The 22,332-nt window shown below is 38.8% G+C and carries 19 protein-coding genes; 15 read left to right on the top strand and 4 right to left on the bottom strand.

The window, feature by feature from the left end:
* Window positions 1–157 precede the first annotated feature (157 nt).
* The 7 genes from ACERJO_RS04390 (at window position 158) to ACERJO_RS04360 (ending at window position 10,637) form a co-directional block, all read left to right on the top strand.
* Window positions 158–2,314, top strand: a complete 2,157-nt coding sequence (locus tag ACERJO_RS04390) for a (Fe-S)-binding protein (RefSeq protein ID WP_247104256.1) — start codon at window positions 158–160, stop codon at window positions 2,312–2,314.
* Window positions 2,295–4,688: a 3-hydroxyacyl-CoA dehydrogenase/enoyl-CoA hydratase family protein gene (locus tag ACERJO_RS04385; protein WP_373646681.1), complete on the top strand. Its 2,394-nt coding sequence runs from the start codon at window positions 2,295–2,297 to the stop codon at window positions 4,686–4,688. Before ACERJO_RS04390 ends, ACERJO_RS04385 begins: the two co-directional genes overlap by 20 nt.
* A gap of 15 nt (window positions 4,689–4,703) precedes the next feature.
* Window positions 4,704–5,900, top strand: a complete 1,197-nt coding sequence (locus ACERJO_RS04380) for an acetyl-CoA C-acyltransferase (RefSeq protein ID WP_373646680.1) — start codon at window positions 4,704–4,706, stop codon at window positions 5,898–5,900.
* Entirely contained in the window at window positions 5,897–7,666 is a 1,770-nt protein-coding gene (locus ACERJO_RS04375) for an acyl-CoA dehydrogenase family protein (RefSeq protein WP_373646679.1), read from the top strand. Before ACERJO_RS04380 ends, ACERJO_RS04375 begins: the two co-directional genes overlap by 4 nt.
* 76 nt (window positions 7,667–7,742) lie before the next feature.
* On the top strand, window positions 7,743–9,413 hold the full coding sequence (locus ACERJO_RS04370; RefSeq protein ID WP_373646678.1) for a long-chain-fatty-acid--CoA ligase: 1,671 nt from the start codon (window positions 7,743–7,745) through the stop codon (window positions 9,411–9,413).
* An 88-nt stretch (window positions 9,414–9,501) separates the two neighbouring features.
* Window positions 9,502–9,858: a PilZ domain-containing protein gene (locus ACERJO_RS04365; protein WP_247104250.1), complete on the top strand. Its 357-nt coding sequence runs from the start codon at window positions 9,502–9,504 to the stop codon at window positions 9,856–9,858.
* Between the two features lie 203 nt (window positions 9,859–10,061).
* Window positions 10,062–10,637, top strand: a complete 576-nt coding sequence (locus ACERJO_RS04360) for a hypothetical protein (protein WP_373646677.1) — start codon at window positions 10,062–10,064, stop codon at window positions 10,635–10,637.
* Window positions 10,638–10,873: 236 nt separating this feature from the next.
* On the opposite strand, the gene ACERJO_RS04355 is transcribed toward ACERJO_RS04360, so the two are convergent.
* Window positions 10,874–11,029: a hypothetical protein gene (locus tag ACERJO_RS04355; RefSeq protein ID WP_247104248.1), complete on the bottom strand. Its 156-nt coding sequence runs from the start codon at window positions 11,027–11,029 to the stop codon at window positions 10,874–10,876.
* A gap of 190 nt (window positions 11,030–11,219) precedes the next feature.
* Between ACERJO_RS04355 and ACERJO_RS04350 the strand changes: the two genes are divergently transcribed.
* The 4 genes from ACERJO_RS04350 to ACERJO_RS04335 all read left to right on the top strand — a co-directional run bounded on the left by ACERJO_RS04350 (window position 11,220) and on the right by ACERJO_RS04335 (window position 14,652).
* A complete protein-coding gene (locus ACERJO_RS04350) occupies window positions 11,220–11,699 on the top strand; it encodes a GyrI-like domain-containing protein (RefSeq protein ID WP_247104246.1) in 480 nt (159 codons plus the stop codon).
* Window positions 11,700–12,260: an AAA family ATPase gene (locus tag ACERJO_RS04345; protein ID WP_373646676.1), complete on the top strand. Its 561-nt coding sequence runs from the start codon at window positions 11,700–11,702 to the stop codon at window positions 12,258–12,260. It begins immediately after the preceding gene.
* 357 nt (window positions 12,261–12,617) lie between these two features.
* The gene (locus ACERJO_RS04340; RefSeq protein ID WP_373646675.1) at window positions 12,618–14,294 is read left to right on the top strand and encodes an EAL domain-containing protein; all 1,677 of its coding nucleotides are present in this window, start codon (window positions 12,618–12,620) and stop codon (window positions 14,292–14,294) included.
* 124 nt (window positions 14,295–14,418) lie between these two features.
* Window positions 14,419–14,652 carry a hypothetical protein gene (locus ACERJO_RS04335; RefSeq protein ID WP_373646673.1) on the top strand — a complete coding sequence of 78 codons (234 nt, stop codon included), beginning with the start codon at window positions 14,419–14,421 and terminating at the stop codon, window positions 14,650–14,652.
* Between the two features lie 277 nt (window positions 14,653–14,929).
* Here the strand turns inward: ACERJO_RS04335 and ACERJO_RS04330 are convergent, their stop codons facing one another.
* Window positions 14,930–15,544: an RsfA family transcriptional regulator gene (locus ACERJO_RS04330; protein ID WP_247104242.1), complete on the bottom strand. Its 615-nt coding sequence runs from the start codon at window positions 15,542–15,544 to the stop codon at window positions 14,930–14,932.
* Window positions 15,545–15,747: 203 nt separating this feature from the next.
* On the opposite strand from ACERJO_RS04330, the gene ACERJO_RS04325 reads away from it, so the two are divergent.
* From ACERJO_RS04325 to ACERJO_RS04310, 4 genes are all read left to right on the top strand, one after another.
* Window positions 15,748–17,043, top strand: coding sequence for a replication-associated recombination protein A (locus ACERJO_RS04325; RefSeq protein ID WP_373646672.1), 1,296 nt, complete (start codon window positions 15,748–15,750; stop codon window positions 17,041–17,043).
* Window positions 17,044–17,149: 106 nt separating this feature from the next.
* Window positions 17,150–18,343 carry a chromate transporter gene (locus ACERJO_RS04320; protein WP_373646671.1) on the top strand — a complete coding sequence of 398 codons (1,194 nt, stop codon included), beginning with the start codon at window positions 17,150–17,152 and terminating at the stop codon, window positions 18,341–18,343.
* A gap of 460 nt (window positions 18,344–18,803) precedes the next feature.
* Window positions 18,804–19,703 (top strand): ABC transporter ATP-binding protein, encoded by a 900-nt coding sequence (locus ACERJO_RS04315; RefSeq protein WP_247104239.1) that lies wholly within the window; start codon window positions 18,804–18,806, stop codon window positions 19,701–19,703.
* A complete protein-coding gene (locus ACERJO_RS04310; RefSeq protein WP_373646670.1) occupies window positions 19,696–20,961 on the top strand; it encodes an ABC transporter permease in 1,266 nt (421 codons plus the stop codon). The genes ACERJO_RS04315 and ACERJO_RS04310 overlap by 8 nt, the downstream gene beginning before the upstream one ends.
* A 167-nt stretch (window positions 20,962–21,128) precedes the next feature.
* On the opposite strand, the gene ACERJO_RS04305 is transcribed toward ACERJO_RS04310, so the two are convergent.
* Both ACERJO_RS04305 and ACERJO_RS04300 read right to left on the bottom strand, forming a co-directional pair.
* Window positions 21,129–21,578, bottom strand: coding sequence for a hypothetical protein (locus ACERJO_RS04305; protein WP_373646669.1), 450 nt, complete (start codon window positions 21,576–21,578; stop codon window positions 21,129–21,131).
* Window positions 21,579–21,724: 146 nt separating this feature from the next.
* On the bottom strand, window positions 21,725–22,270 hold the full coding sequence (locus ACERJO_RS04300) for a GbsR/MarR family transcriptional regulator (RefSeq protein ID WP_373646668.1): 546 nt from the start codon (window positions 22,268–22,270) through the stop codon (window positions 21,725–21,727).
* Window positions 22,271–22,332: the final 62 nt, after the last annotated feature.

Below are 22,332 nucleotides of genomic sequence, written 5' to 3'. Positions count from 1 at the left end.
CTTCTATACATCTATGTTGCTTGCCTATGCTAACATGCTTACTTTTAGAAGAATGATGTAAATTGACTAGAACAGCTTGTTTCCTATGAATATCTTCTATTCGTTGACAATATAAGTGTACAGACAAAGAGTTTGAAGCATTGGAGGGGGGAGAGGGATGGCTCAATGGCTACAGTTGCTGGCATTTCTAACTGTATGCGTTTGCAGCTTTTATTTGTTCGTAAAGGTTGTTTATCATCGTTACCTCTATATGAAGCTTGGCCGAAAAACAGAGTTGAAGACAGATTTATCGAAACGAATTCGTGTGTTTGGTAAGGAAGTATTTGGGCAAACAAAGCTACTGAAGGATCGTAAGAGTGGCTGGATGCATCTGTTGATCTTTTATGGTTTTATCATTTTGCAGTTAGGTGCACTCGATCTCATCGTTAAGGGATTTGGTATTGAAAGGCTTCCAATACCTGGATATGATGTCTTTGTTCTTGTTCAAGAAATAACGGTTTTACTCGTATTATTGGCGATTGGCTATGCAGCATACCGACGCTACGGTGAAAAGCTACCACGGTTAAAGCGAGGAAAAAAACCTAGTATCGTTATATATTTTATTGTCTCACTAATGATCTCTGTCTACTTAACGCTAACATTCGAGCGCGTGATGCATGATTTAGTCTTTTCAGCTTTTGCACCAATCTCTTCATTTTTGGCCCTTCCATTTATTAATATCCATTCCACAGTTGCTTCGAGTCTATTTTATGTTAGCTGGTGGCTTCATTTGCTGATTTTATTAGCTTTTCTCATTTATGTCCCACAATCAAAGCATTTTCATTTGTTAACAGCTCCGGTGAATATTTTTCTAAAAAGAACAGAACCTGTCGGTAAATTGAGTAAATTAGATTTTGAAGATGAGAACGCAGAGTCGTTCGGAGTCAGTCAGGTGGAGGATTTCTCACAAAAACAGCTACTTGATTTTTATGCTTGTGTGGAGTGTGGACGTTGTACGAATGTTTGCCCCGCTACAAACACCGGGAAGCTATTGTCTCCGATGCATCTTATTACGAAAATGCGTGATCATTTAACAGAAAAAGGAGCAGCTGTTACTTCCAAGGCAGCATGGGTGCCAGCATCATTATTTCAAAGTGGAACTCATTCATTTCAAAAAGTGAGTGGAGACGGATTCAGTAATAACAACCAAGTCGGAACCTCAATTGAGGCAACGATGTATATGCAGCAGCAAAGCTGGAGCACAATTGATCAAGATCCTCAATCTGTTCGGTTAATCGGTGATGTTATGACAGAGGAAGAAATATGGGCGTGTACGACATGTCGAAATTGTGAGGATCAATGCCCCGTTGATAATGAACATGTTGATAAAATTGTTGATCTACGCCGTCATTTGCTGTTGATGGAAGGGAAGGTACCATTTGAAGGTCAACGAGCGATGCAAAATATTGAACGACAAGGAAATCCGTGGGGGCTAAATCGTCGTGATCGGGAAAATTGGCTCGATGATCTAGACGGTATTCACATTCCGACTATAAAGGAAAATCCACACTTTGATATTCTTTATTTTGTAGGATCGATGGGATCTTATGATACACGTAGTATAGCTGTTTCAAAAGCGTTTGTACGTTTACTCGATCATGCAAGAGTAAATGTCGCTATTTTAGGAAACGAAGAAAAAAACTCAGGAGATACGCCGAGACGAATGGGTAATGAGCTCCTTTTTCAAGAGCTTTGTCAGGAGAATATCGCTACTTTCCAAAAATATCATGTGAAAACGATCGTAACGACATGTCCACATACGTATCATACATTTAAAAATGAATATCCTGACTTTGGATTAAAAGGGGTGGACGTTCTTCATCATACTGAGCTATTAGAAAAGTTAGTGAGAGAAGGTAAGCTAACACCAACTTATAAGGTGGACGAACGAATTACGTATCATGATTCCTGTTATTTAGGAAGATATAATGCTGTTTACGAGCAACCAAGAAACGTATTAAGGGCAATTGAAGGTGTAGAACTAATTGAGATGGAAAGACATCATGACAATGCGATGTGCTGCGGTGCAGGAGGAGGAATGATGTGGATGGAAGAGTCGGTCGGACAGCGGGTGAATGTTGCCAGAACGGAGCAGGCCCTTAAAGTGAATCCGACTGTCGTGAGTAGTGCCTGTCCATATTGCTTAACGATGATTGAGGATGGAACGAAGCAAAAGGAAGTGGAGGAGATAGTAAAAGCTCGTGATATTGCTGAAATTCTGGAGCTTGCCGTGTTCGGTGATGGGAGGGAAACAAATGGAAAGAGTCATTCGTAAAGTGGCTGTCATTGGCTCAGGTGTGATGGGTGCTAGTATTGCTGCTCATTTGGCTAATGTTGGCATTTCGAGCTTGCTACTTGATGTATGTCCGAGTGAGTTAACGGAACAAGAACGTCAAAAAGGCTGGTCTCTTGATGACAACGAAGTACGAAATCGTCTTGCTAAGCAAGCAATTGAACGATTAAAGAAAACGAAACCAGCTCCCTTATACAATAACGATTTCGCAAATAGAATTAGGCCGGGAAATATCGATGATGACCTTGAGAAAGTGAAAGAAGTCGATTGGGTCATCGAGGTGATTATAGAGAACGTGAAGGTGAAGCAACAATTTTTTGAACGGTTAGAGAAGGTTTGGCAAGAGGGAACGATTGTTAGCTCAAATACATCAGGTGTGTCTATAAATGAAATGGTAAATGGAAGAAGTATCGCTTTTCAATCACATTTTTTGGGGACACACTTTTTCAACCCACCAAGGTATATGAAGCTGTTGGAAGTGATTCCTGGTGAATATACGAAACAAGAGATTGTGAAGAAAGTGGCTCAATTTGGAGAAAATCAACTTGGAAAAGGAGTCGTTATTGCTAAGGATACACCGAACTTTATTGCTAATCGGATTGGGACATACGGTTTGTTGGTGACGCTTCAAGAGATGAACGAGTATCAATTATCGATTGAAGAGGTCGATGCAGTGACAGGACCGGCCATGGGACGCCCGAAAAGTGCAACGTTTAGGACGTTAGATTTAGTCGGAATTGATACGTTTACCCACGTAGCAAATAATGTGTATGAAAAGGTCAAAGATGAAGCTGAGAAGAACGTATTTGCACCTTCAGAGCTGCTATTGAAATTAGTAGAAAAAGGTTGGGTAGGTGAAAAAGCAGGGAAGGGCTTTTACGAAAAAGTAAGGACAGGAAGCAGCAAGGAAATACGATCGTTGAATGTTCATACATTAACGTACGAAAAAAGAAAACAAGTAAGCGGAGCATCTTTGGAAGCAGCAAAGCTTGCTAAGGGAGCAAGACAACGGTTACGAGCATTACTTGCAACGAATGATCAATATTCAGCTTTTGCTTGGACAGTATTGAAGAGAGTGCTGCTCTATTCAGCAGAAAAGGTCGGGGAGATTGCTGATTCGATTGTTGAAATCGATCAGGCGATGAAGTGGGGCTTTAATTGGCAGCTTGGACCATTTGAAACATGGGATGTTCTTGGCTTAGAAAAGACAGTTGCAAGAATGAAGCAGGAAGGGGAGGTAATGCCGAATTGGGTAAATGAATGGCTAGCTGCTGGACATACGTCTTTCTATAAAGAAGAAGGGCAACATAGCTATTTTGTGAAAGATGGTGAGTGGCAAAAGAGAGGGATAAATGATAAGAGAATCTCGCTACAGTCTTTTAAGAAAACACACTTGATTACTAGTAATCAAGGAGCTAGCTTAATTGATCTTCATGATGGAGTGGCTTGTCTAGAGTTCCATTCACCGAATAATGCGATCGGTGCGGATATATTACAAATGATTGAGAAGTCTGTTGAACTAGTAGAACGTGATTATATAGGGCTTGTATTGGCAAATGAAGGAAAGCATTTTTGTGTTGGGGCTAATTTAATGATGCTTTTAATGGAAGCTCAAGATGAAGAGTGGGATGAGGTTGAGCATATTATTCACATATTCCAGCAGACGATGCAAAAGTTAAAGCACTGTGAAAAGCCTGTTGTTGCAGCCCCTCATCAAATGACGTTAGGTGGTGGAGTTGAAGTATGCCTACCTGCCGATCAAATTGTCGCTCAGGCGGAGACGTATGTAGGGCTAGTGGAGGTCGGTGTTGGTTTAATTCCAGCAGGAGGAGGCTGTAAGGAATATGTACGTCGAATGAGTGAGAGCATTCCTTGCGATCAAGTGGATGTTCAACCTGTTTTAAATGAGTTATTTCAAACGATCGGAATGGCGAAAGTGTCAACTAGTGCTGATGATGCGAAAAGATTAGGGTATTTACGACAAAATGATCGAGTTATTATACATGAGGATCAACGAATCTACGAAGCGAAACAGACGGTATTACAGCTCGCTAGAAACGGATATCAGCCTCAAGAGGAACAGAAGATACGTGTCACTGGAAAAGAAGGAGCTGCCATTATGAAGCTCGGGGCAAACCAAATGAAGCTAGCAGGGGCAATAAGTGAGCATGATCACCTAATTGCTTGCAAGCTCGCTTATGTATTAGCTGGAGGGGATGTGAGAGCAGGTACGTTGGTGAGTGAGCAATATATGCTCGACCTGGAGAGAGAAGCGTTTTTAAGTTTATGTGGCGAACCGAAGACACAAGCGAGAATGGAGCACATGCTAATAAAAGGGAAGCCATTACGTAATTAGGAAGGGGTGAAGAAGATGAGAGAGGCTGTTATCGTATCAATTGCACGAACCCCCGTTGGAAAAGCAAAAAAAGGAGCATTTGTCCAAACGAGGATTGAGGATTTAGGTAAGGTTGTACTACAAGAGGTTATTCGTCGAGCACCGGGAGTTACGAAAGAGGATGTAGATGATGTCATAATCGGATGTGCAATGCCAGAAGGAGAGCAAGGATTGAATATGGCACGAACGATTACGTTATATGCTGGTTTTCCTGTTTCAGTACCAGCCATAACGATTAACCGTTTCTGTTCATCTGGTTTACAGTCTATCGCCCTTGCAGCAGATCGTATTCGTGCAGGTGGAGCAGAGACGATTATTGCTGGAGGGATGGAAAGTATGAGTCATGTGCCGATGACCGGCTTTCATTTTTCTCCCCATCCAGTAATGGTTGATGAGATGCCCAATGTTTATATGGGAATGGGGATGACAGCTGAAGTGGTGGCTGAGCGTTTTCATGTAAGCAGAGAAGAACAAGATCAATTTGCAGTAAAAAGTCATCAAAAAGCGGCACGAGCATTAGCGAATGGGAATTTTACTGAGGAGATCGTCCCTGTAGAGACGCTTCGAACGCAATTTGTCGATAATCAATTGCGTAAATGGAAGGTGGAGGTTAAGCAGGATGAAGGGGTGAGATCAGAAACAAATGCGGAATTATTGAGAGAGCTTAAACCAGCGTTTAAACAAGGAGGAACAGTCACAGCAGGAAATGCTTCACAAATGAGTGACGGAGCAGCTGCTTCTATCGTTATGAGTAAGGAAAGGGCTGAAGCACTTGGATTAGAGCCGCTAGCGACGTTTCGGTCTTTCGCATTAGCGGGTGTTGAGCCAGACATTATGGGGGTAGGACCTGTAAAGGCCATTCCTAAGGCGTTAGAAATGGCTCAACTCAGTATTGAAGATGTTGATTTGTTTGAAATTAATGAAGCCTTTGCCTCTCAATGCTTGCATATCATTCGTGAGCTTCACCTTGATGAAGATAAGGTTAATGTGAACGGTGGGGCCATTGCACTTGGCCACCCATTAGGCTGTACAGGGACGAAGTTAACGACCACTTTACTTTATGAGTTAAAGAGACGCGGGGGAGGTATTGGTGTTGTTTCAATGTGTATCGGAGGAGGTATGGGTGCAGCTGCTGTGATTGAAGTGAATGGAGAGAGGGGGAGAGAAAAATGACAAAGTACGTAGCAGGTGGTAGTTATATGTTAAATGAGGTGAACTATCAATCTGTCATGACACCAGAGGACTTTCAGACGGAACAACGAATGATTGCAGAAACGACAAAGGAGTTCATTGAGGAAGAAGTGATCCCACGTGATGAAGAGCTTGAGGCGCTTAATTATGAACGAACGGTCGAACTTTTACAAAAGGCAGGTGATATCGGCTTATTAGGGGCAGAAGTTCCTGAAGCGTATGGTGGTTTAGATGTTGATAAAATTAGTTCGACATTAATTAGTGAACGTCTAGCAAAAGGTTCTTCATTTGCACTTTCCTTAGGAGCACATGTTGGTATCGGTTCTTTACCTATTGTTTATTTTGGAAGTGAAGCTCAAAAGGAAACATATTTACCAGCTCTTGTTACAGGGGGGAAAATTGCCGCTTACTGTTTAACAGAACCATCCTCTGGTTCTGATGCCCTTGGTGCAAAAACGACTGCGGTATTATCAGAGGATGGGACGCATTATGTCATAAATGGCACAAAGCAATATATTACAAATGCTGCCTTTGCCGATGTCTTTATCGTTTATGCGAAAGTAAATGGCACGGAATTTAGTACATTTATCATCGAACGCTCGATGGAAGGTGTCACTGTTGGTCCAGAAGAAAAGAAAATGGGTATTAAAGGGTCATCAACATGTCCACTTATTCTAGAAGATGTTCGTGTACCTGTTGAAAACCTGCTTTGGGATATTGGGAAAGGGCATGTAATTGCATTTAACATTTTAAATATCGGTCGCTTTAAACTAGCGGCTGGCTGTCTCGGTGCTTCCAAGGAAACGATTGAACTGAGTGCTCATTATGCGAATGAACGTACTCAATTTGGCAAGTCGATTTCATCTTTTCCACTCATTCAAAAAAAATTAGCAGAGATGACTGTTAAGACGTATGTGTTAGATAGTGTTGTTTACCGAACAGCAGGTTTAATGGAGGAACGTCTTAATCAAGTAGAAGAACAGCAGGATGTCGGTACGGCATCGGCTAAAGCTATAGCTGAATATGCAATAGAGTGCTCTATTAACAAAGTATTAGGGTCAGAAACATTGGATCACATTGCCGATGAAGCCGTACAAATTCATGGAGGTTATGGCTTTATTCAAGAATATAAGGTTGAGAGAATTTATCGTGATTCACGAATTAACCGTATCTTTGAAGGGACGAATGAGATTAACCGTTTACTCATACCAGGTACATTGCTTAAACGCGCCATGAAAGGTGAGCTTCCTCTTATGGAAAAGGCTCAAGAATTGCAAAAGGAATTACTTTCCTTCGTTCCAGCTCGGACATTTTCAGGAGCGCTTGATGAGGAGCGTCATTTAATAGAAATGGGGAAGAAAATCTTTTTAATGGTTGGAGGGGTAGCCGTTCAGAAGTATCAGCAACAGATTGAGCAGGAGCAAGAGCTTCTAAGTCACCTAGCTGATATGATGATTGCCATTTACGGAAGTGAAAGTGTTTATGCGCGAACGATGAAAATAATGGATGCAAAAGGAGAGGAGAAAGCTAGTCATGCCATGACGATGACGAAGGTCGCTGTTCATGATGCTTTTACGAAAGTGGAAATGCTAGCAAAGGAAATGCTCGTCGCTATGGAGGAGGGGGATTTACTGAGAACACAGCTATCACTGTTGAAAAAGCTTTCACGACGCTCATCTGTCAATACGATTGCCCTAAAGCGTCAAATTGCTGAGAAGGTTGTGACAGCTGAAAAGTTTATTGTTTAATAAGTGGTTTAGGGAGGGGGTGTCGACGACGAGCACCCCTGTTGACAACAAGAATATGGATAAAGGGGTGTAAGGGATGTCTGAAAAGGTGTGGTTAAGTACGTACCCAAAAGAAGTGGCACCGTCTTATGAATACCCGAAACAAAACCTCGCACAATTTTTGATTGATACTGCCCAAAAGTACCCTAAGAAGAAAGCGCTATATTTTTTAGGAACAACGATGACGTATGATGAATTATTAATGAGGACATACCAATTCGCAAACGCTCTAAAGAATATTGGTATCCGTAAAGGAGATCGCGTATCCATTATGCTCCCGAATTGTCCACAAGCCATTATTTCCTATTATGGATCATTAATGATTGGGGCGATTGTCGTACAAACGAATCCAACTTATGTTGAACGAGAGCTTGAATATCAGCTAAATGATTCTGATGCAAAAATAATCATTGCCCTCGACCTTTTATATAAGCGTGTCCAACGAGTGATTCCACAAACGAATGTAAAGTATCAGGTTTTCACTTCTATTAAAGATTATTTACCATTCCCGAAAAATATCCTCTATCCATTAAAAGTAAAGAAAGACGGCTTATCGATGGATGTCATGTACAGTGACACAATCTATTCATTTATTAGGCTACTGAAAACAACTTCAAGTACACCAAGTACGGTTGAGCTCAAGCCGACGAAGGATTTGGCATTGTTACAATATACAGGAGGGACGACTGGCGTATCAAAAGGTGTGATGCTGACCCATTACAATTTAGTTGCTAATACGTTGCAAACGAGAGCATGGTGTTACAAAAGTGAAGAAGCTAGGGAAAAGTACTTGGCAGCACTACCGTTTTTTCATGTATTTGGAATGACGGTATTAATGAATTTATCGATGAGAATGGCTGGAGAGTTAGTTTTGTTACCAAAATTTGATATTGATATGGCGTTAAAGATGATTGATAAACAAAAGCCAACGATCTTTCCTGGGGCTCCAACGATGTATATTTCGTTGATCAATCACCCCGACGTAAAAAAATATGATTTATCCTCTGTGAATATTTGTATTAGTGGTGCAGCCCCTCTCCCTGGGGATGTACAGGATACTTTTGAACAGCTAACAGGAGGGAGGCTAACGGAAGGCTACGGCTTAACAGAAACGTCTCCAGTAACACATGCCAATACGATTTGGGAAAAACGAAAGCTAGGTTCAATTGGAATACCATTTCCTGATACTGAGGCAAAGGTCGTTGATCCCGAAACGGGTGAAGATGTCGATAATGGTCAAATTGGTGAGCTCGTTATTCGAGGTCCACAGGTGATGCTAGGCTATTGGAAAAAAACTGAAGAAACTCATCAAGCCATACAAAATGGCTGGTTTTACACAGGGGACATGGCGACAATGGACAATGATGGTTTCTTCTATATTATCGATCGAAAGAAAGATTTGATTATTGCTAGTGGCTTCAATATTTATCCTCGTGATATTGAAGAGGTTTTGTTTGATCATCCGAAAATTATTGATGCTGTTGTCGTAGGAGTACCCGATGAATATCGTGGTGAAACAGTAAAAGCATTTCTAGTTCTGAAAGAAGGAACAACATTGGATGAAGAGGAGATCGATTCCTTTTGTCGCGAACGGCTTGCTCCTTATAAAGTACCGAGAATCTATGAATGTAGAGATAGTTTACCAAAAACATTAATTGGTAAGACATTACGGAGGGTATTAATAGAAGAGGAAAAAGAAAATCAATGATCCAACGGAATCGTTTGAATCTTGCTGAAATGGGGATAAGATAAAGGAGGGGGATTATGCTCAAATATGTTATGAATGGGGAATAGGAATGAGATACAAAAGAGATGAATCATTTCGCTATGAATTTAAACAACCGTTAGATGGGACGTTTACAATCTTAACGGAGAGGGAGACATCAAAACCAGCTTCAATTCATATTTATGATGTAAGTCCAGGAGGGATAAAATTCACGACAATGCTTGACCTTCCGATTGAGGAAAAAGGGTATCGTTTAAAAGTCGAGACGGTATTAAGTGATGCACGGGTCGAGATAATAGGGACGATTGTATGGAAAAAGCCATCACACGGTCAGTTTGTATATGGATTTGAAGCAGAGGAAGATGAAGAATTAGAGAAATACTTAATTCATTTATTAAAAAAACATATTAAAACAATTGAAGAATAGAAATGGGAGAATGCTTCATGAGCGTGAAACTCTTGGAGCATTTTTTGATGTGAAGTAACTTAAGGTTAGTAGGTTGATTGGTTTTCATGTGAAACCTCTGAAGAAGTAAGGTTCGACTTTTCTCCTGCCATTCATTTGAGTAACTTTCGTGAAACGTTTATAGGAAAGCTTTCGTTATATAAGTAGTAATGGAGGTGTAGAAGGTGATTAAACGAATGGTGGCAATAGGTCTAGTTGTGGTAGGGTTAACGGCATGTGGAACTGGAAATCAGGGTGAACAAAGGTCGTCAGTAACAGTAAGTGATTTAGAAGAGTATAACGTTCAACAAACCGCAGTTGAAGTGACAGAAGGAGATTTTATATACAGGCTAGTTTCTGAAAAGGATTACTATAAGGATGAAGCTGTACAATTGTATGCAGAGCTTGAATATATTGGTGAAAAGGATGAAATGACGATTTATCACGCGGCCTCTCCATTTTATTTTCCAATGAAGGAAGAAGTGCGAGGCTTTGATATTGGTTATTCAATGAATGAACCATTAGTGGAAACGATTCTACAGCAAGGTGAGCCATATCGTGAGAAGTATCAAAGAAGTGGAGGATACAGCGACCAAGACGAGGAAGAATATCAGAATTTTATGAAGGACTTTCTTGAAAATGGTTTTCTAACTGGCTACTACATCGTGAATGGCTTTGCTGATTTTTATGTTGGTCCTGAGAATGTGGAAAAGGATATGTATCGGATGGAGGGGCAAATTGGTTTTAAAGTTGAGGAGTAATAAAGGTGAAAAATAAAGGACACCAAAAAGGTTAAAAATTTTGTAACGTTCGTGTAACACTAGAGGTGATAGTCTGATGTTAGGGTGCATGAAACAAGTTATGAATCAAGGATGGGAGGTTACTATTTAACTGAGTTATTAAGAGAAGGAAGAGTATGTCTACATGATTTGTAGAGATACTCTTCTTTGTGAAAGAAAAGTTGAATGAGGTCTTGTTAAACTTTTAATTATACGTCTCATTCAAATAATGGAAATACGAAATTAACGAGAAACCATAGGAACCCAAAGAAAATAATAATATACGTAAGGTATTTTATAAAAGCAGATCCAACTTTACTGACATCATTCTTTTTCTCAACGGTTTTCTTTTCCATATCAACATCTTTATTCATGAATGAAACCTCCTTGTTTGTGATTAAGCTTATACATGCAATACCCGAACTTTTTTGCTGTAAACATTTCAGGACAATTCTAGTGAATTCATTTTGAAGAAAATAATAAAGCAAAAAGAGGGATTTTTCGGCTTTTGTAGAACTCTTTTTATTATATAAGGAAGGGAATTGAAAAGGAGGAATCATTAACATGAGACGAGTAGAGTTGGATTCGTTTTATTTTGCTGGTGTAGGAACGAAAACGAGTAACGAGAAGGAGCTGACAGCTGAGGGTGTCATTCCGAAAATGTGGGAACAATTTTATCAACAATCGATTTCAGAAATGATAGAAAATAAGAAGGACAATACGGTGTTAGCTTTGTATTCTGATTATGAATCTGATGTAAGTGGTGCGTACTTCTTTCGAATTGGTCATCAATTACAGTCAAGGTCAGATCAGAAAGAAGGTGTAGTGTTAAAGGAAATACCTGCTGCGGAGTATATCATTTTTACATCTAAAAAAGGTCCTATATCAGAAGTTGTTCCACAATTATGGCAAGAAATTTGGAACTATTTTAGTACGTCAATAGAAATTCGTTCGTATTCAGGAGATTTCGAAATATATGATGAACGAGCGGGAAATCCGAATGAGGCGATAGTAGACATTTATATCGCTATTGAGGGTAGATAAGTGCAATGTATTTTCATATTTGGTCCACAAGCGGTTGGGAAGATGACAGTCGGCCGTGAATTGGAGAAGTTGACCGGCTATAAGCTATTTCATAACCATATGACACTAGAGTTGCTGTATCCGTTTTTTGGGTTTGGTCAAGAGACATGGCGATTGTCGACATTATTTCGAAAAGAAATCTTTCAAGCAATCGTCAAGGAAGGTCAATTAAAAGGGATTATCTTTACGTTTGTTTGGGCTTTTGATCAAGAGGAAGATTGGGAGTTTGTAAATGAGGTAAAATCGTTATTTGAGTCGTATGGGTCTAATGTAGTGTTTATTGAATTAGAGGCTGACCTTAAAGAGAGGTTGAAAAGAAATCGTACGTCATACCGATTGCAAGAAAAGCCTACGAAGAGAAATGTGGACATATCAGAGCGTGAGCTAAAAGAGTCTATAGTGAGGCATCGTCTGCAATCATCAGCAGGCGAAATTAAACACGAGAAGTATTTAAAAATAAATAATATGCATTTAAGTGCAAAAGAGGTTGCGGTTAGGATTCAGCAACATTTTTTAAAGTAACATAATGGCATAAAGGCTTATCGGCCTTTGTGCTTTTTTATTTTCAAATAACAAAGGGTAGCAGTGTTAAGAAGAAGCCGATAACAAGAAGGATTCACAATTTTTAAACAGGTTTAATTGCAATTCTGTTATGAATCATTTAACCTCTTATTATAGGACTTATTTCTTGTATATAAAGTCTCATTAATTAAATTAGGTAAAGACAAAGTTATAAAAAATAGTGTCGAATATTATCATTGACGATTCATCTTTTATCCGATGCTAGCCAGTTGTCGTTGAAGAAAGCATGCCTTATTTCATGGAATGCTTTTCTCTCTTACCTTTTGTAAACCCATTAATATAAAGGTTGTGAGATACATGCAGAAGAACGTAACAAGCTATGAGGATTTGGAGAAGAAATTTGAAGCAGCTGGACAACCGATTCTTTCAATTTTGGAAAACATACACGATGGTTTTTTAGTCATGGATCATCAATGTACGATCATTTATTTAAATAGAGTGACTGCCACTCATCTGAAAATTAAACGTGAGGAAGTGCTTGGTAGGAATCTGTGGGTGGTTCTACCAAACGCTGTAAATAGTGAATTCCAGTATCAAATGTATAAAGCGATTTCATTAGATAAAGCATCCTGTTTTGAAAGTTTCTATGAACCGTTACAAACATATTTTGAAATAACTGTACACCCGACAAAAGAGATGGTCGTTATCTACTGTAAGGACATTACGGAACGAAGACAAAGTGAAAAGCTGATTGATCATATGAACTACTATGATATGCTAACAGGCCTCCCGAATTTAAAGCTGTTTCAAGATCGACTTGAGCAAATGATGATGTATTCAAAGAGCCATCATGAATCAATTGCTATCATGATGATTGACTTAGCCCGTTTAAAAAGCTTTAAAGATCCACTAGGTTTTCAGATCAGTGATCATTTATTGAAGGAAATAGCAGCAAAATTGAAGGAGCTTATTTCTAACAATGGAACAGTATCGCGCATGAATCGAGATAAGTTTGTATGCTTCTTTGTACATTCAGAACGACAAAGGTTGTTTAAAATATTGGAGAAGATGCTATCATTGCTATCAAACCCTATTCTTATTCAAGGAGAAAGTCGCTTACTTACACCGAGTATAGGGGTTAGTATGTATCCTTTTAATGGAGAAACTCCCCAAAAATTATTGTCCCAAGCTGAATCAGCGATGACCTTTGTGAAAAATAAAGGTGGTAACCAGTACTGCTTTTTTAAACAAGAGATGGAACGAGATATAAGGAAAAACTATGTACTAATGGCAGAGCTATCTAAAGCAACCCTTAATCATGAATTTCAAATGTTTTATCAGCCTTTATTTGATACAAAAACAGGCCATATTTCAAGTGTGGAGGCTCTTCTTCGCTGGAAGCATCCCGTATACGGGTACATTTCACCTTATGACTTCATTCCACTTGCGGAAGAAACTGGGGCCATTATTGGAATTGGACAATGGGTTTTGAAGGAAGCTTGTAATCAAATTAAAGATTGGCATAGTCAAGGTATTTACTCATGCTCTTTATCAATTAACTTCTCGGCAAGGCAGTTACAGCAAGAAGGGGTTGTTTCGGCTGTGAAAGAAACGATTCTAGCAACCGGAATAGAACCACATCTTCTAAAAATTGAAGTGACGGAATCTGTCATGATGGTAAATGTTGAGACTACGATTGATACGTTATATGATTTAAAAGAGATCGGTGTTCAAATTGTTATTGATGATTTTGGTACGTACTATTCATCCTTGCAATACTTAAAGAACTTTCCGCTTGATATTATTAAAATAGATCGTTGTTTTATTCGAGATATGGTGGAACATTCAAAGGAGAGAGAGGTTGTTAAAATGATTATTGACCTTGGGCATCAATTAGGTATGAAAGTAGTTGCAGAGGGTGTTGAAAACGATGATCAATATAGGATGTTAAAAGAATATCAATGCGATGAAGTACAAGGGTATTTGTTTAGTAAACCTATTCCAGCAGAAGAAGTGAATCATTTTTTTATTTGAAAAAGTTAAAATAAATGATCAAGAAAAATCTAATTGATTTTATTCAAAAATGCAAATACGATGATAAGTATGGTATGGTAGGAGTATGATAACTTTTCAATTAGGAAAAAGGGTTGATTGCTATATGGGAAAGAAAAAATGGTTTTATATGTTAAAAATCGGTTTTATTTGGGGTGCGTTGTTTGCTCTTGTAAACTTTGTGTTAGATTTTTTTAGCCTTGGTGAAAATATACAAACTTTTCCATTTGTCGAAAGTGTTCTTACGCTAATTGCACGGTTTGTCATCGCTTTTCCATTTGGTTTTCTATTAGGATGGGTTCTATGGCGACGTAAGCGTAGCACATACTCAATGGAATAAGTACAGAGGCTGGGACAAAACCCTCCTCTGAAATCACCGACCTTCATTATTTCTTACTCTTTAAAGTAAGGGGCTGACACAGGTTCGTTCCATTGAGCTTCAGCCACTATGAGAATAACCTATCGTCAGAACTACAACCTTTATAAAAACAGCTTATTTTTTACAATAATATAAGGACAACTTTACACCAAAATAGAAAAGGTGAATTTGAGTACTCAAATTCACCTTTTTCACTATTTAAAGCTAGTTATGTCCCAGTTCAGTCTCTGTGTACTTGTTATTTCGCAAGTTTCTCTAAATTACCATTTTTATCCATTTTGAAAGCTGCACTAGACAGCGAATCCTCATCTTCCAAAATAGCCATACGTCTAGCACGGTTCATAATTTGGATAAGAGATTGGTAATCCTCTTCAATAATACTATTATCCTGTTTGATTTTCTTTAACTCTTTCTCTAGTTGCTGGTTTCGTTGCTGTAATTCTTTGTTTTCTAATTCTAGACGAGTTTTATCTGTTTCTAGTACACTTGTTTGCTGGTGGGATTGCGCTAGCTTTTGTAAGAAGGCAATCACGGCTTCAAGCGATAAATCTCCTTGATCCAGAGTAGATTCTGGCAATGCGCTCCAAAGCTGACGAACTGGTGGATAATAGGAAAAAGATGCAGCACGTTTACGTTCTTTACGTTCTTTTTTCGCTTCAGAAATTTGTTTGACAAAGCGGTTACGCACGACAGCATTCCATCTGAAACCACAAGCTGCAGATGTTCGATTTAAATGATCACCCACCTCATCAAATGCTCGTAATTGTGTACTTCCTTCTTTAATATGCTTTAATACAGTTTCTGCTAGTAATACATCATCCTCATGAGACCATGCATCTTGTCTTACTTTCATTCTGTTCAACTCCTTTTAGTTTGCTTATTTGGTACAAATTGTCTCCATTTTTTCCAAGGTTTATACAAGGATGATAGAATTTTTTTTAGAAACACGAGCGAACGAGTGAGCAAATGACAGAATTTGTTTTGCCAATAAGACAAAATGACGGTATGTGTGTATACTATATAAATGATGATATTGTCCGTAAAGGAGAGCTTTTCATGTTATTTGATTCTTTAATACAATCACCTCTTTCATATAGAATGCGACCTAGAACATTAGATGATGTGGTCGGGCAGAAGCATATCGTCGGACCGGAAACAGCATTATATAAAATGATCGAAAATGGTCACGTGCCGTCTATTTTATTCTATGGTCCTCCTGGAACAGGAAAAACATCGATTGCCAATGCGATCGCCGGAACAGTTCAGAAACCATTTAAGTCCATAAATGCGACTACGGCTGGTAAGAAGGACATCGAAGAGGCTGTAGGACAAGCACGTTCGGAAGGGAATTTAATTTTATTTATAGATGAGGTTCATCGGTTTAATAAAGCACAACAGGATTACCTTCTACCTCATGTTGAACGCGGTTTAATTACGTTAATTGGTGCTACAACTGAAAATCCATTTCATGATGTAAACCCTGCTATACGGAGCAGGTGTGGTCTAATTAAAGAATTAAAGCCTTTAACATTTGAAGATATTGAACAATTAATAAAGGATGCATTAAAGGATGACGAACGTGGATTAGGGAATAAAAAGATCAATCTGACAGATGAGACGATAAAACTGATTGCAAATTCTACAAATGGTGATGCTCGTTCAGCGTTAAATGTGTTAGAGCAAGCAGTAGAAGCTTCTATGGATAAGGACGAGGACCTTATCTATGTTTCGGAAGCTGCAGTTATAGAATGTGCTGAAAACAAGGGTTTCTCACATGATAAGGATGGCGATATTTATTATTCACTTCTTTCATGCTTGCAGAAGTCGATTCGTGGAAGTGATGTTCAAGCTGCACTTCATTACGTAGCGCGTTTAATAGAAGGTGGAGATTTAACATCAATATGTCGTCGTTTGCTTGTCATCGCCTATGAAGATATATCACTTGCAGCACCTGAGGTAGCAACTAATACGGTGGCAGCTGTTGAAGCAGTAGAACGGTTAGGGTTACCTGAAGCGCGTATTCCACTTGCGAATGTCGTAATTCAGCAATGCTTATCTCCAAAGTCCAATAGTGCTTACAAAGCACTGGACTATGCAATTGAAGATGTACGTAAAGGGCAAATTGGCGAAATACCTACTCATTTGAAGGATGCTCATTATGCAGGAGCAAAAGAATTAGGTCATGGTGAAGGCTATAAATACCCACACAATTATCCGAATTCCTGGGTCAATCAGCAATACCTTCCTAATCTTTTAATAGGTAAACAGTATTACAGTCCGAATGAAAATGGATTTGAAAAACAATATTATAAAGTGTTTCATCGCTTAGAAGAGTTAAAGTTGCACAAATAAGGTTGTAACGTTTTGTAAAGCTCATGTAAAGATTTCAAATGATACTAGATGAAAAGAGGGGATTGTTTTAAGATAGACCTTATGAGACAGGAAGGGAGGAATTTGCGTGCAAGAAACAAAGCCAAAGTGGCGTATACTTCTTGAAATCTTCCTCATATCAACAAGACTGGGATTAACTTCATTTGGAGGACCTGTTGCTCATCTGGGTTATTTTCATGAAGAATATGTGAGACGAAGAAAATGGATGGATGAGAAAAGCTATGCGGATTTAGTAGCTTTGTGTCAATTTTTACCAGGGCCGGCGAGCAGTCAAGTTGGAATGGGAATAGGCCTAATGCGTGGAGGGTTAATAGGGGGAGTCATCTCCTTTATTGGATTTACATTTCCTTCGGTTGTTGTACTCATTTTATTTGCACTTGTATTATTACAGTATGGTGCTCTTGATGCTGGCTGGATACAAGGATTAAAAATCGTCGCGGTTGTCGTTGTCGCGCATGCAATCCTTGGTATGGCTAAGAACTTAACTCCTGATGTGAAGAGAAAAACAATTGCCATGGCTGCTGTTGTCATCGTTCTTATATGGCAAGCTGTGTTCTCGCAAGTAGTGGTTATTTTAGGAGCTGCTGTAGTTGGATATTTATTATATCGCAATCAAAAGATAGATGATTCTGCAGCTGGTCGTTCTTTTCCTATTACTCGTCGAGTAGGTGCGTTTTGCTTACTACTATTTGTTGGATTATTAATTTCTTTACCGATTTTACGTGAGCTAACCTCCTCGACACTCGTTGCGATGATTGATAGTTTTTACCGTGCTGGATCACTTGTGTTCGGTGGTGGACATGTTGTTTTGCCTTTACTCGAACGTGAGTTTGTACCGACTGGTTGGTTGACAGAGGAACAGTTTTTAGCAGGGTACGGTGCGGCACAGGCAGTACCTGGCCCATTGTTTACATTTGCTAGTTACATAGGTGCGGTTATGAATGGATGGTTAGGTGGAATCATTGCCACAGTTGCCATTTTCACTCCAGCATTTTTGCTCGTATTCGGCGCTTTACCGTTTTGGGATCAATTACGCCGCAATGAAAAGGTGAAAGGAGCGCTAATGGGGGTTAATGCTGCCGTAGTTGGAATTTTACTTGCGGCATTATACGATCCTATTTTCACAAGCGCGATTACAACAAGTGTTGATTTCTCCTTTGCCGTTCTGTTATTTGGTATGCTAGTCTTTTGGAAACTACCACCTTGGGTTGTCGTTTTAACAGGAGCAATCGGTGGATCGCTATTAGCGATATTCATCTAACTATACGAAATAACTTGGAGAGTTCTGTTGAATGAATTGCTTAAAAAAGGAACTTGTAACGCAAGCAAGTAACAATCATAGTGAAGGTAACTGGAAAGCTAGTTGTAAAAGGTTATGTTGACGAGGACAGCAGAGGCTAGGTACACTTGGGTTGATTTCAGCCTGTCGATAAAGTCTCGCAAAAGCGAGATAGTCGACAGGCTTTTTTAATTAGTTGCCACGATACGGTGCTTCGACCTTGCTCCAGATCCGCAGGAGGGCGTTGAACTAGCAAGCACGCCGGTAGATTTCAACCTGCCCTCAATACACATAAGTTTACAAATATTAGTATTTGTACACAGTGGATGAAATATATGTTATGGTAATAATCAATTCATTTAACTATAAGAAAGCTGAAACTTTTAAGGTGTTTGTAACGTATGTCTAATTAAGTACTTTTTAAGGAGAGGGGTTTTATGATATGTCGTTAGTGCTTGATGACGTAACGAAGCAGTTTGGTTCATTTACGGCTGTAGATCATTTATCATTAGATATTCCTGAGAAACAAATTTTTGGTTTTCTTGGAGCAAATGGCGCTGGAAAAACAACGACTTTTCGCATGATTCTCGGATTGATGGATCAATCAGGTGGAAAGATTTCATGGAATGGGGAAAGAATCGATTATAGTAAAAGTGATGAAATTGGCTATTTACCTGAAGAACGCGGCTTATATCCGAAGCTGAAAGTGCGTGATCAAATTATTTATTTAGGTAAGCTTCGTGGGATGAAAAAAAATGATATTTTAACAGAATTAGAGAGTTGGCTTGAACGATTCAAAGTTCCAGAATATATTGATAAGAAAATTGAAGAGCTTTCGAAAGGAAATCAGCAAAAAATCCAGTTTATTTCAGCCGTTATACATAATCCGAAACTTCTCATTTTAGATGAACCGTTTTCTGGTCTTGACCCGGTGAATGTGGAATTACTAAAGGAAGCGGTTGTTGATTTAAAGGAAAAAGGCACAACGATTCTTTTCTCGTCACATCGAATGGAGCATGTGGAGGAGCTGTGTGAGTACCTATGTATTCTTCAACATGGGAAACCGATCGTTCATGGTGGATTAAGAGAAATCAAGCGCTCTTTTGGGAAGAAAAATGTGACCGTTCATGCCGACTTTGACATCGAATTTCTTGCTGAGATTGATGGTGTTATCAGATTGAAGAAAACGACAGAGGGTGGAATATTGCAAATCTCTAATGAAGAGGTTTCTCAACAAGTGTTATTAGCTCTTCAAGGTAAGGGATTTGTACGGAAATTTGAGCTAGAGGAGCCGACTTTACACGATATTTTCATTGAGAAAGCTGGTGAATCCTATGAATAAATTCTGGATTGTTCTTTCACACACGTATTTAAGTCGTGTAAAAACCAAATCATTTATCATAACGACGGCATTATTTTTACTGTTTATTTTTGCGATGGTTAATTTACAGTCAATTATTGAATTATTTTCTTCTGATGAGGAAGAACAAACTGTAGCTGTATTCGATGAAAGTGATTATTTGTATGATGTTTTATCGGAAAGTATGGAGCAGGTCGATCCTTCTATTCAATTATTTGAATATGATGGTACGTTAGAAGAGGCAGAAGAAGCTGTTTTAAATGGTCAGCATGATGGAGTTTTACAATTATTTACCGACCAAAATGAATTGCCTATGGCTTCCTATCATACGAATCAATTTACAGATACTATGATACAATCCCATATCGAAGCACAGCTTCAACAAATGAAAGTAGCCCTTGCAACGAGTCAAGCTGGGATTGATGAAGACGTACTCGCAAGTATTTATGCGCCGGTTTCATTTGAAACAGTGGCGATTGATAGTGGAGATGGTAGTTCAACAAGAACAGAGGAGCAAATTTCAGGAGCAATTGGACTCGTGTATATTATTTTGTTTCTGTTGTATTTTGCCGTCATAACGTATGGAAATATGATTGCGATGGACATTGCCAATGAGAAGACTTCAAGAGTTATGGAAATATTGATTTCAAGTTCATCTCCAGTCAGTCAAATGTTTGCAAAAATCCTTGGTATTGCATTATTAGGATTGACACAATTTGTAGTCATTATCTTATTTGGCTATATACTCATTCAGCAAAAACAAGATGAAGCTGCCGGAAGTATGTTTGAATTCTTTGGGTTAATGGATGTTGATCCAGCGACATATGTATATGCGATTGTCTTTTTCTTGCTTGGTTATCTTCTATACGCAACAATGTCAGCTATGCTTGGCTCTATTGTAAGCCGGATTGAAGATGTTCAGCAATTAATGATGCCTGTTATCATATTAATTGTGATTCCGTTTATGATTGCGATGTTCAGCTTGACCACGCCAGATTCAACGCTGGTTACTGTTACTTCATTTATCCCATTCTTCACACCAATGCTTATGTTCTTACGAGTAGGTATGCTAGATGTTCCAATGTGGGAAGTTGGATTGAGTATTGGCTTCATGCTTGTAACAATCGTGATACTTGCGATAATCGGGGCGCGAGTGTACAGAGGTGGGGTCTTAATGTATGGAACATCAACTTCATTGAAAGATTTTAAGCGAGCCTTACAATTATCGAAAAAGGAATAAGTAAAAAGAGGGTTAGTTCGAAAAGGGTAGTGCCTTTTCAAACTAACCCTTTTGTACGTTTTGAAATTGAAATTTTTGAATTGTGTAAGGATATTCATGGAGATCGACAGCTATGGTTGTTTTAAACTAGCACGACGCAATTAAGAAAAAACTTACTGGAATGTTTCTTATTGAAATACACTACTTTGCCATTTCTGATAAACGTATATGAAAATGGCAATAATAGTCGTCAGAGCGTATACACCCCACGCATTCATTTCTTGTAATTGATATAGGCCAATTCGCTCAAACCATGGACTAATGACAAATGATAGAATGGCATCGATAACTAAGTTGACCATTATAAATAACCAAAAGCGTTGAAAGGTTAAGGCGAGAATAATAACGGTTCCTACAAGGAACGCTCCATACACAAATGGTGTGACAACATTTAGGATGAAAATGTTTTCTTTTATTACCCACCAATTAAAATTGTCAGCGATTTGGAAAACAATTGTAATAATCAAAGCTCCAAAAAGTGCAGCGGGTAAATATCGTTTTACTACTTGTTGATTAATGAAAATAAGGAGAACCCAAGGAGCAAGAAATAGTGTCCATAAAACGAATTGGTTAAACATTCATTCACCTCGAATTTTTTCGTCCATTGAAATACTTCTATTTTATAAACTTTGTTAGTTTTTACTTTTCTATACATGAGGAGGTTGACAATGATGAGAAAAAATGCACAGCAGTACATTCCCCAAAAAGAAGAAACTCCGAAGATTCACTTCGGAGTTTCTTCTTTTTGGGGAATCCAGTTGAAAATTTCTTTAGATTCGATACTATCAACAAGACGATTTAGCCAATCATAATATTCAAGTGCATATTCGAGTTTTTCCTTATCCGTTGTAGCCGCTTTCTTTATTTCTTCAGAAGTATCTGAATGATCAATTAATTCTATTAATTCTCCTAATGATTTTGAAATATGATCTATGTTGGATTGAATTCCTTTTCGCCATTTAACAGAGAAAAGGTCTGCAAACGTTTGGTACCAGTCATCTGTTGATTCGTACAAATCTTTACGAGTGCCCTTTTTCCACACTTTTTCAACCATTTTCAATTCTTGTAGCTGTCTTACTGATGTGCTCATACTTGTTTTACTCATTCCAAGCTCGTCTTTCATTGTATCAAGAGTCATCGGTTCTTCGTTAAAGTAAAGCAACCCATATAATCGCCCGACTGACTGATTCACTCCGTAAAGGTGTAAATTTTGAGCGAGCGAGTCTATACAACGAGATCTTGCTTTCTCTAGTTTCTCAACATCCTTCATCCGACCACGTCCCCATCATTTTCTCTTATAGATATAGATTAGCACAAGGGTTTTGAATTGTA

This window comes from Halalkalibacter sp. AB-rgal2 (assembly GCF_041821005.1).
Taxonomy (GTDB): Bacteria; Bacillota; Bacilli; order Bacillales; family Bacillaceae_D; genus Halalkalibacter.
Note: the sequence above shows the minus strand (reverse complement) of the source record. Positions and strands in the feature narration are given on the sequence as shown.

What these genes read in the sequence shown, in the direction of transcription:
- ACERJO_RS04390 (WP_247104256.1), top strand. Translation starts at nt 158, where the DNA reads ATGGCTCAATGGCTACAGTTGCTGGCATTTCTAACTGTATGCGTTTGC.
- ACERJO_RS04385 (WP_373646681.1), top strand. Translation starts at nt 2,295, where the DNA reads ATGGAAAGAGTCATTCGTAAAGTGGCTGTCATTGGCTCAGGTGTGATG.
- ACERJO_RS04380 (WP_373646680.1), top strand. Translation starts at nt 4,704, where the DNA reads ATGAGAGAGGCTGTTATCGTATCAATTGCACGAACCCCCGTTGGAAAA.
- ACERJO_RS04375 (WP_373646679.1), top strand. Translation starts at nt 5,897, where the DNA reads ATGACAAAGTACGTAGCAGGTGGTAGTTATATGTTAAATGAGGTGAAC.
- ACERJO_RS04370 (WP_373646678.1), top strand. Translation starts at nt 7,743, where the DNA reads ATGTCTGAAAAGGTGTGGTTAAGTACGTACCCAAAAGAAGTGGCACCG.
- ACERJO_RS04365 (WP_247104250.1), top strand. Translation starts at nt 9,502, where the DNA reads ATGAGATACAAAAGAGATGAATCATTTCGCTATGAATTTAAACAACCG.
- ACERJO_RS04355 (WP_247104248.1), bottom strand. Translation starts at nt 11,029, where the DNA reads ATGAATAAAGATGTTGATATGGAAAAGAAAACCGTTGAGAAAAAGAAT.
- ACERJO_RS04350 (WP_247104246.1), top strand. Translation starts at nt 11,220, where the DNA reads ATGAGACGAGTAGAGTTGGATTCGTTTTATTTTGCTGGTGTAGGAACG.
- ACERJO_RS04340 (WP_373646675.1), top strand. Translation starts at nt 12,618, where the DNA reads ATGCAGAAGAACGTAACAAGCTATGAGGATTTGGAGAAGAAATTTGAA.
- ACERJO_RS04335 (WP_373646673.1), top strand. Translation starts at nt 14,419, where the DNA reads ATGGGAAAGAAAAAATGGTTTTATATGTTAAAAATCGGTTTTATTTGG.
- ACERJO_RS04330 (WP_247104242.1), bottom strand. Translation starts at nt 15,544, where the DNA reads ATGAAAGTAAGACAAGATGCATGGTCTCATGAGGATGATGTATTACTA.
- ACERJO_RS04325 (WP_373646672.1), top strand. Translation starts at nt 15,748, where the DNA reads ATGTTATTTGATTCTTTAATACAATCACCTCTTTCATATAGAATGCGA.
- ACERJO_RS04315 (WP_247104239.1), top strand. Translation starts at nt 18,804, where the DNA reads ATGTCGTTAGTGCTTGATGACGTAACGAAGCAGTTTGGTTCATTTACG.
- ACERJO_RS04310 (WP_373646670.1), top strand. Translation starts at nt 19,696, where the DNA reads ATGAATAAATTCTGGATTGTTCTTTCACACACGTATTTAAGTCGTGTA.
- ACERJO_RS04305 (WP_373646669.1), bottom strand. Translation starts at nt 21,578, where the DNA reads ATGTTTAACCAATTCGTTTTATGGACACTATTTCTTGCTCCTTGGGTT.
- ACERJO_RS04300 (WP_373646668.1), bottom strand. Translation starts at nt 22,270, where the DNA reads ATGAAGGATGTTGAGAAACTAGAGAAAGCAAGATCTCGTTGTATAGAC.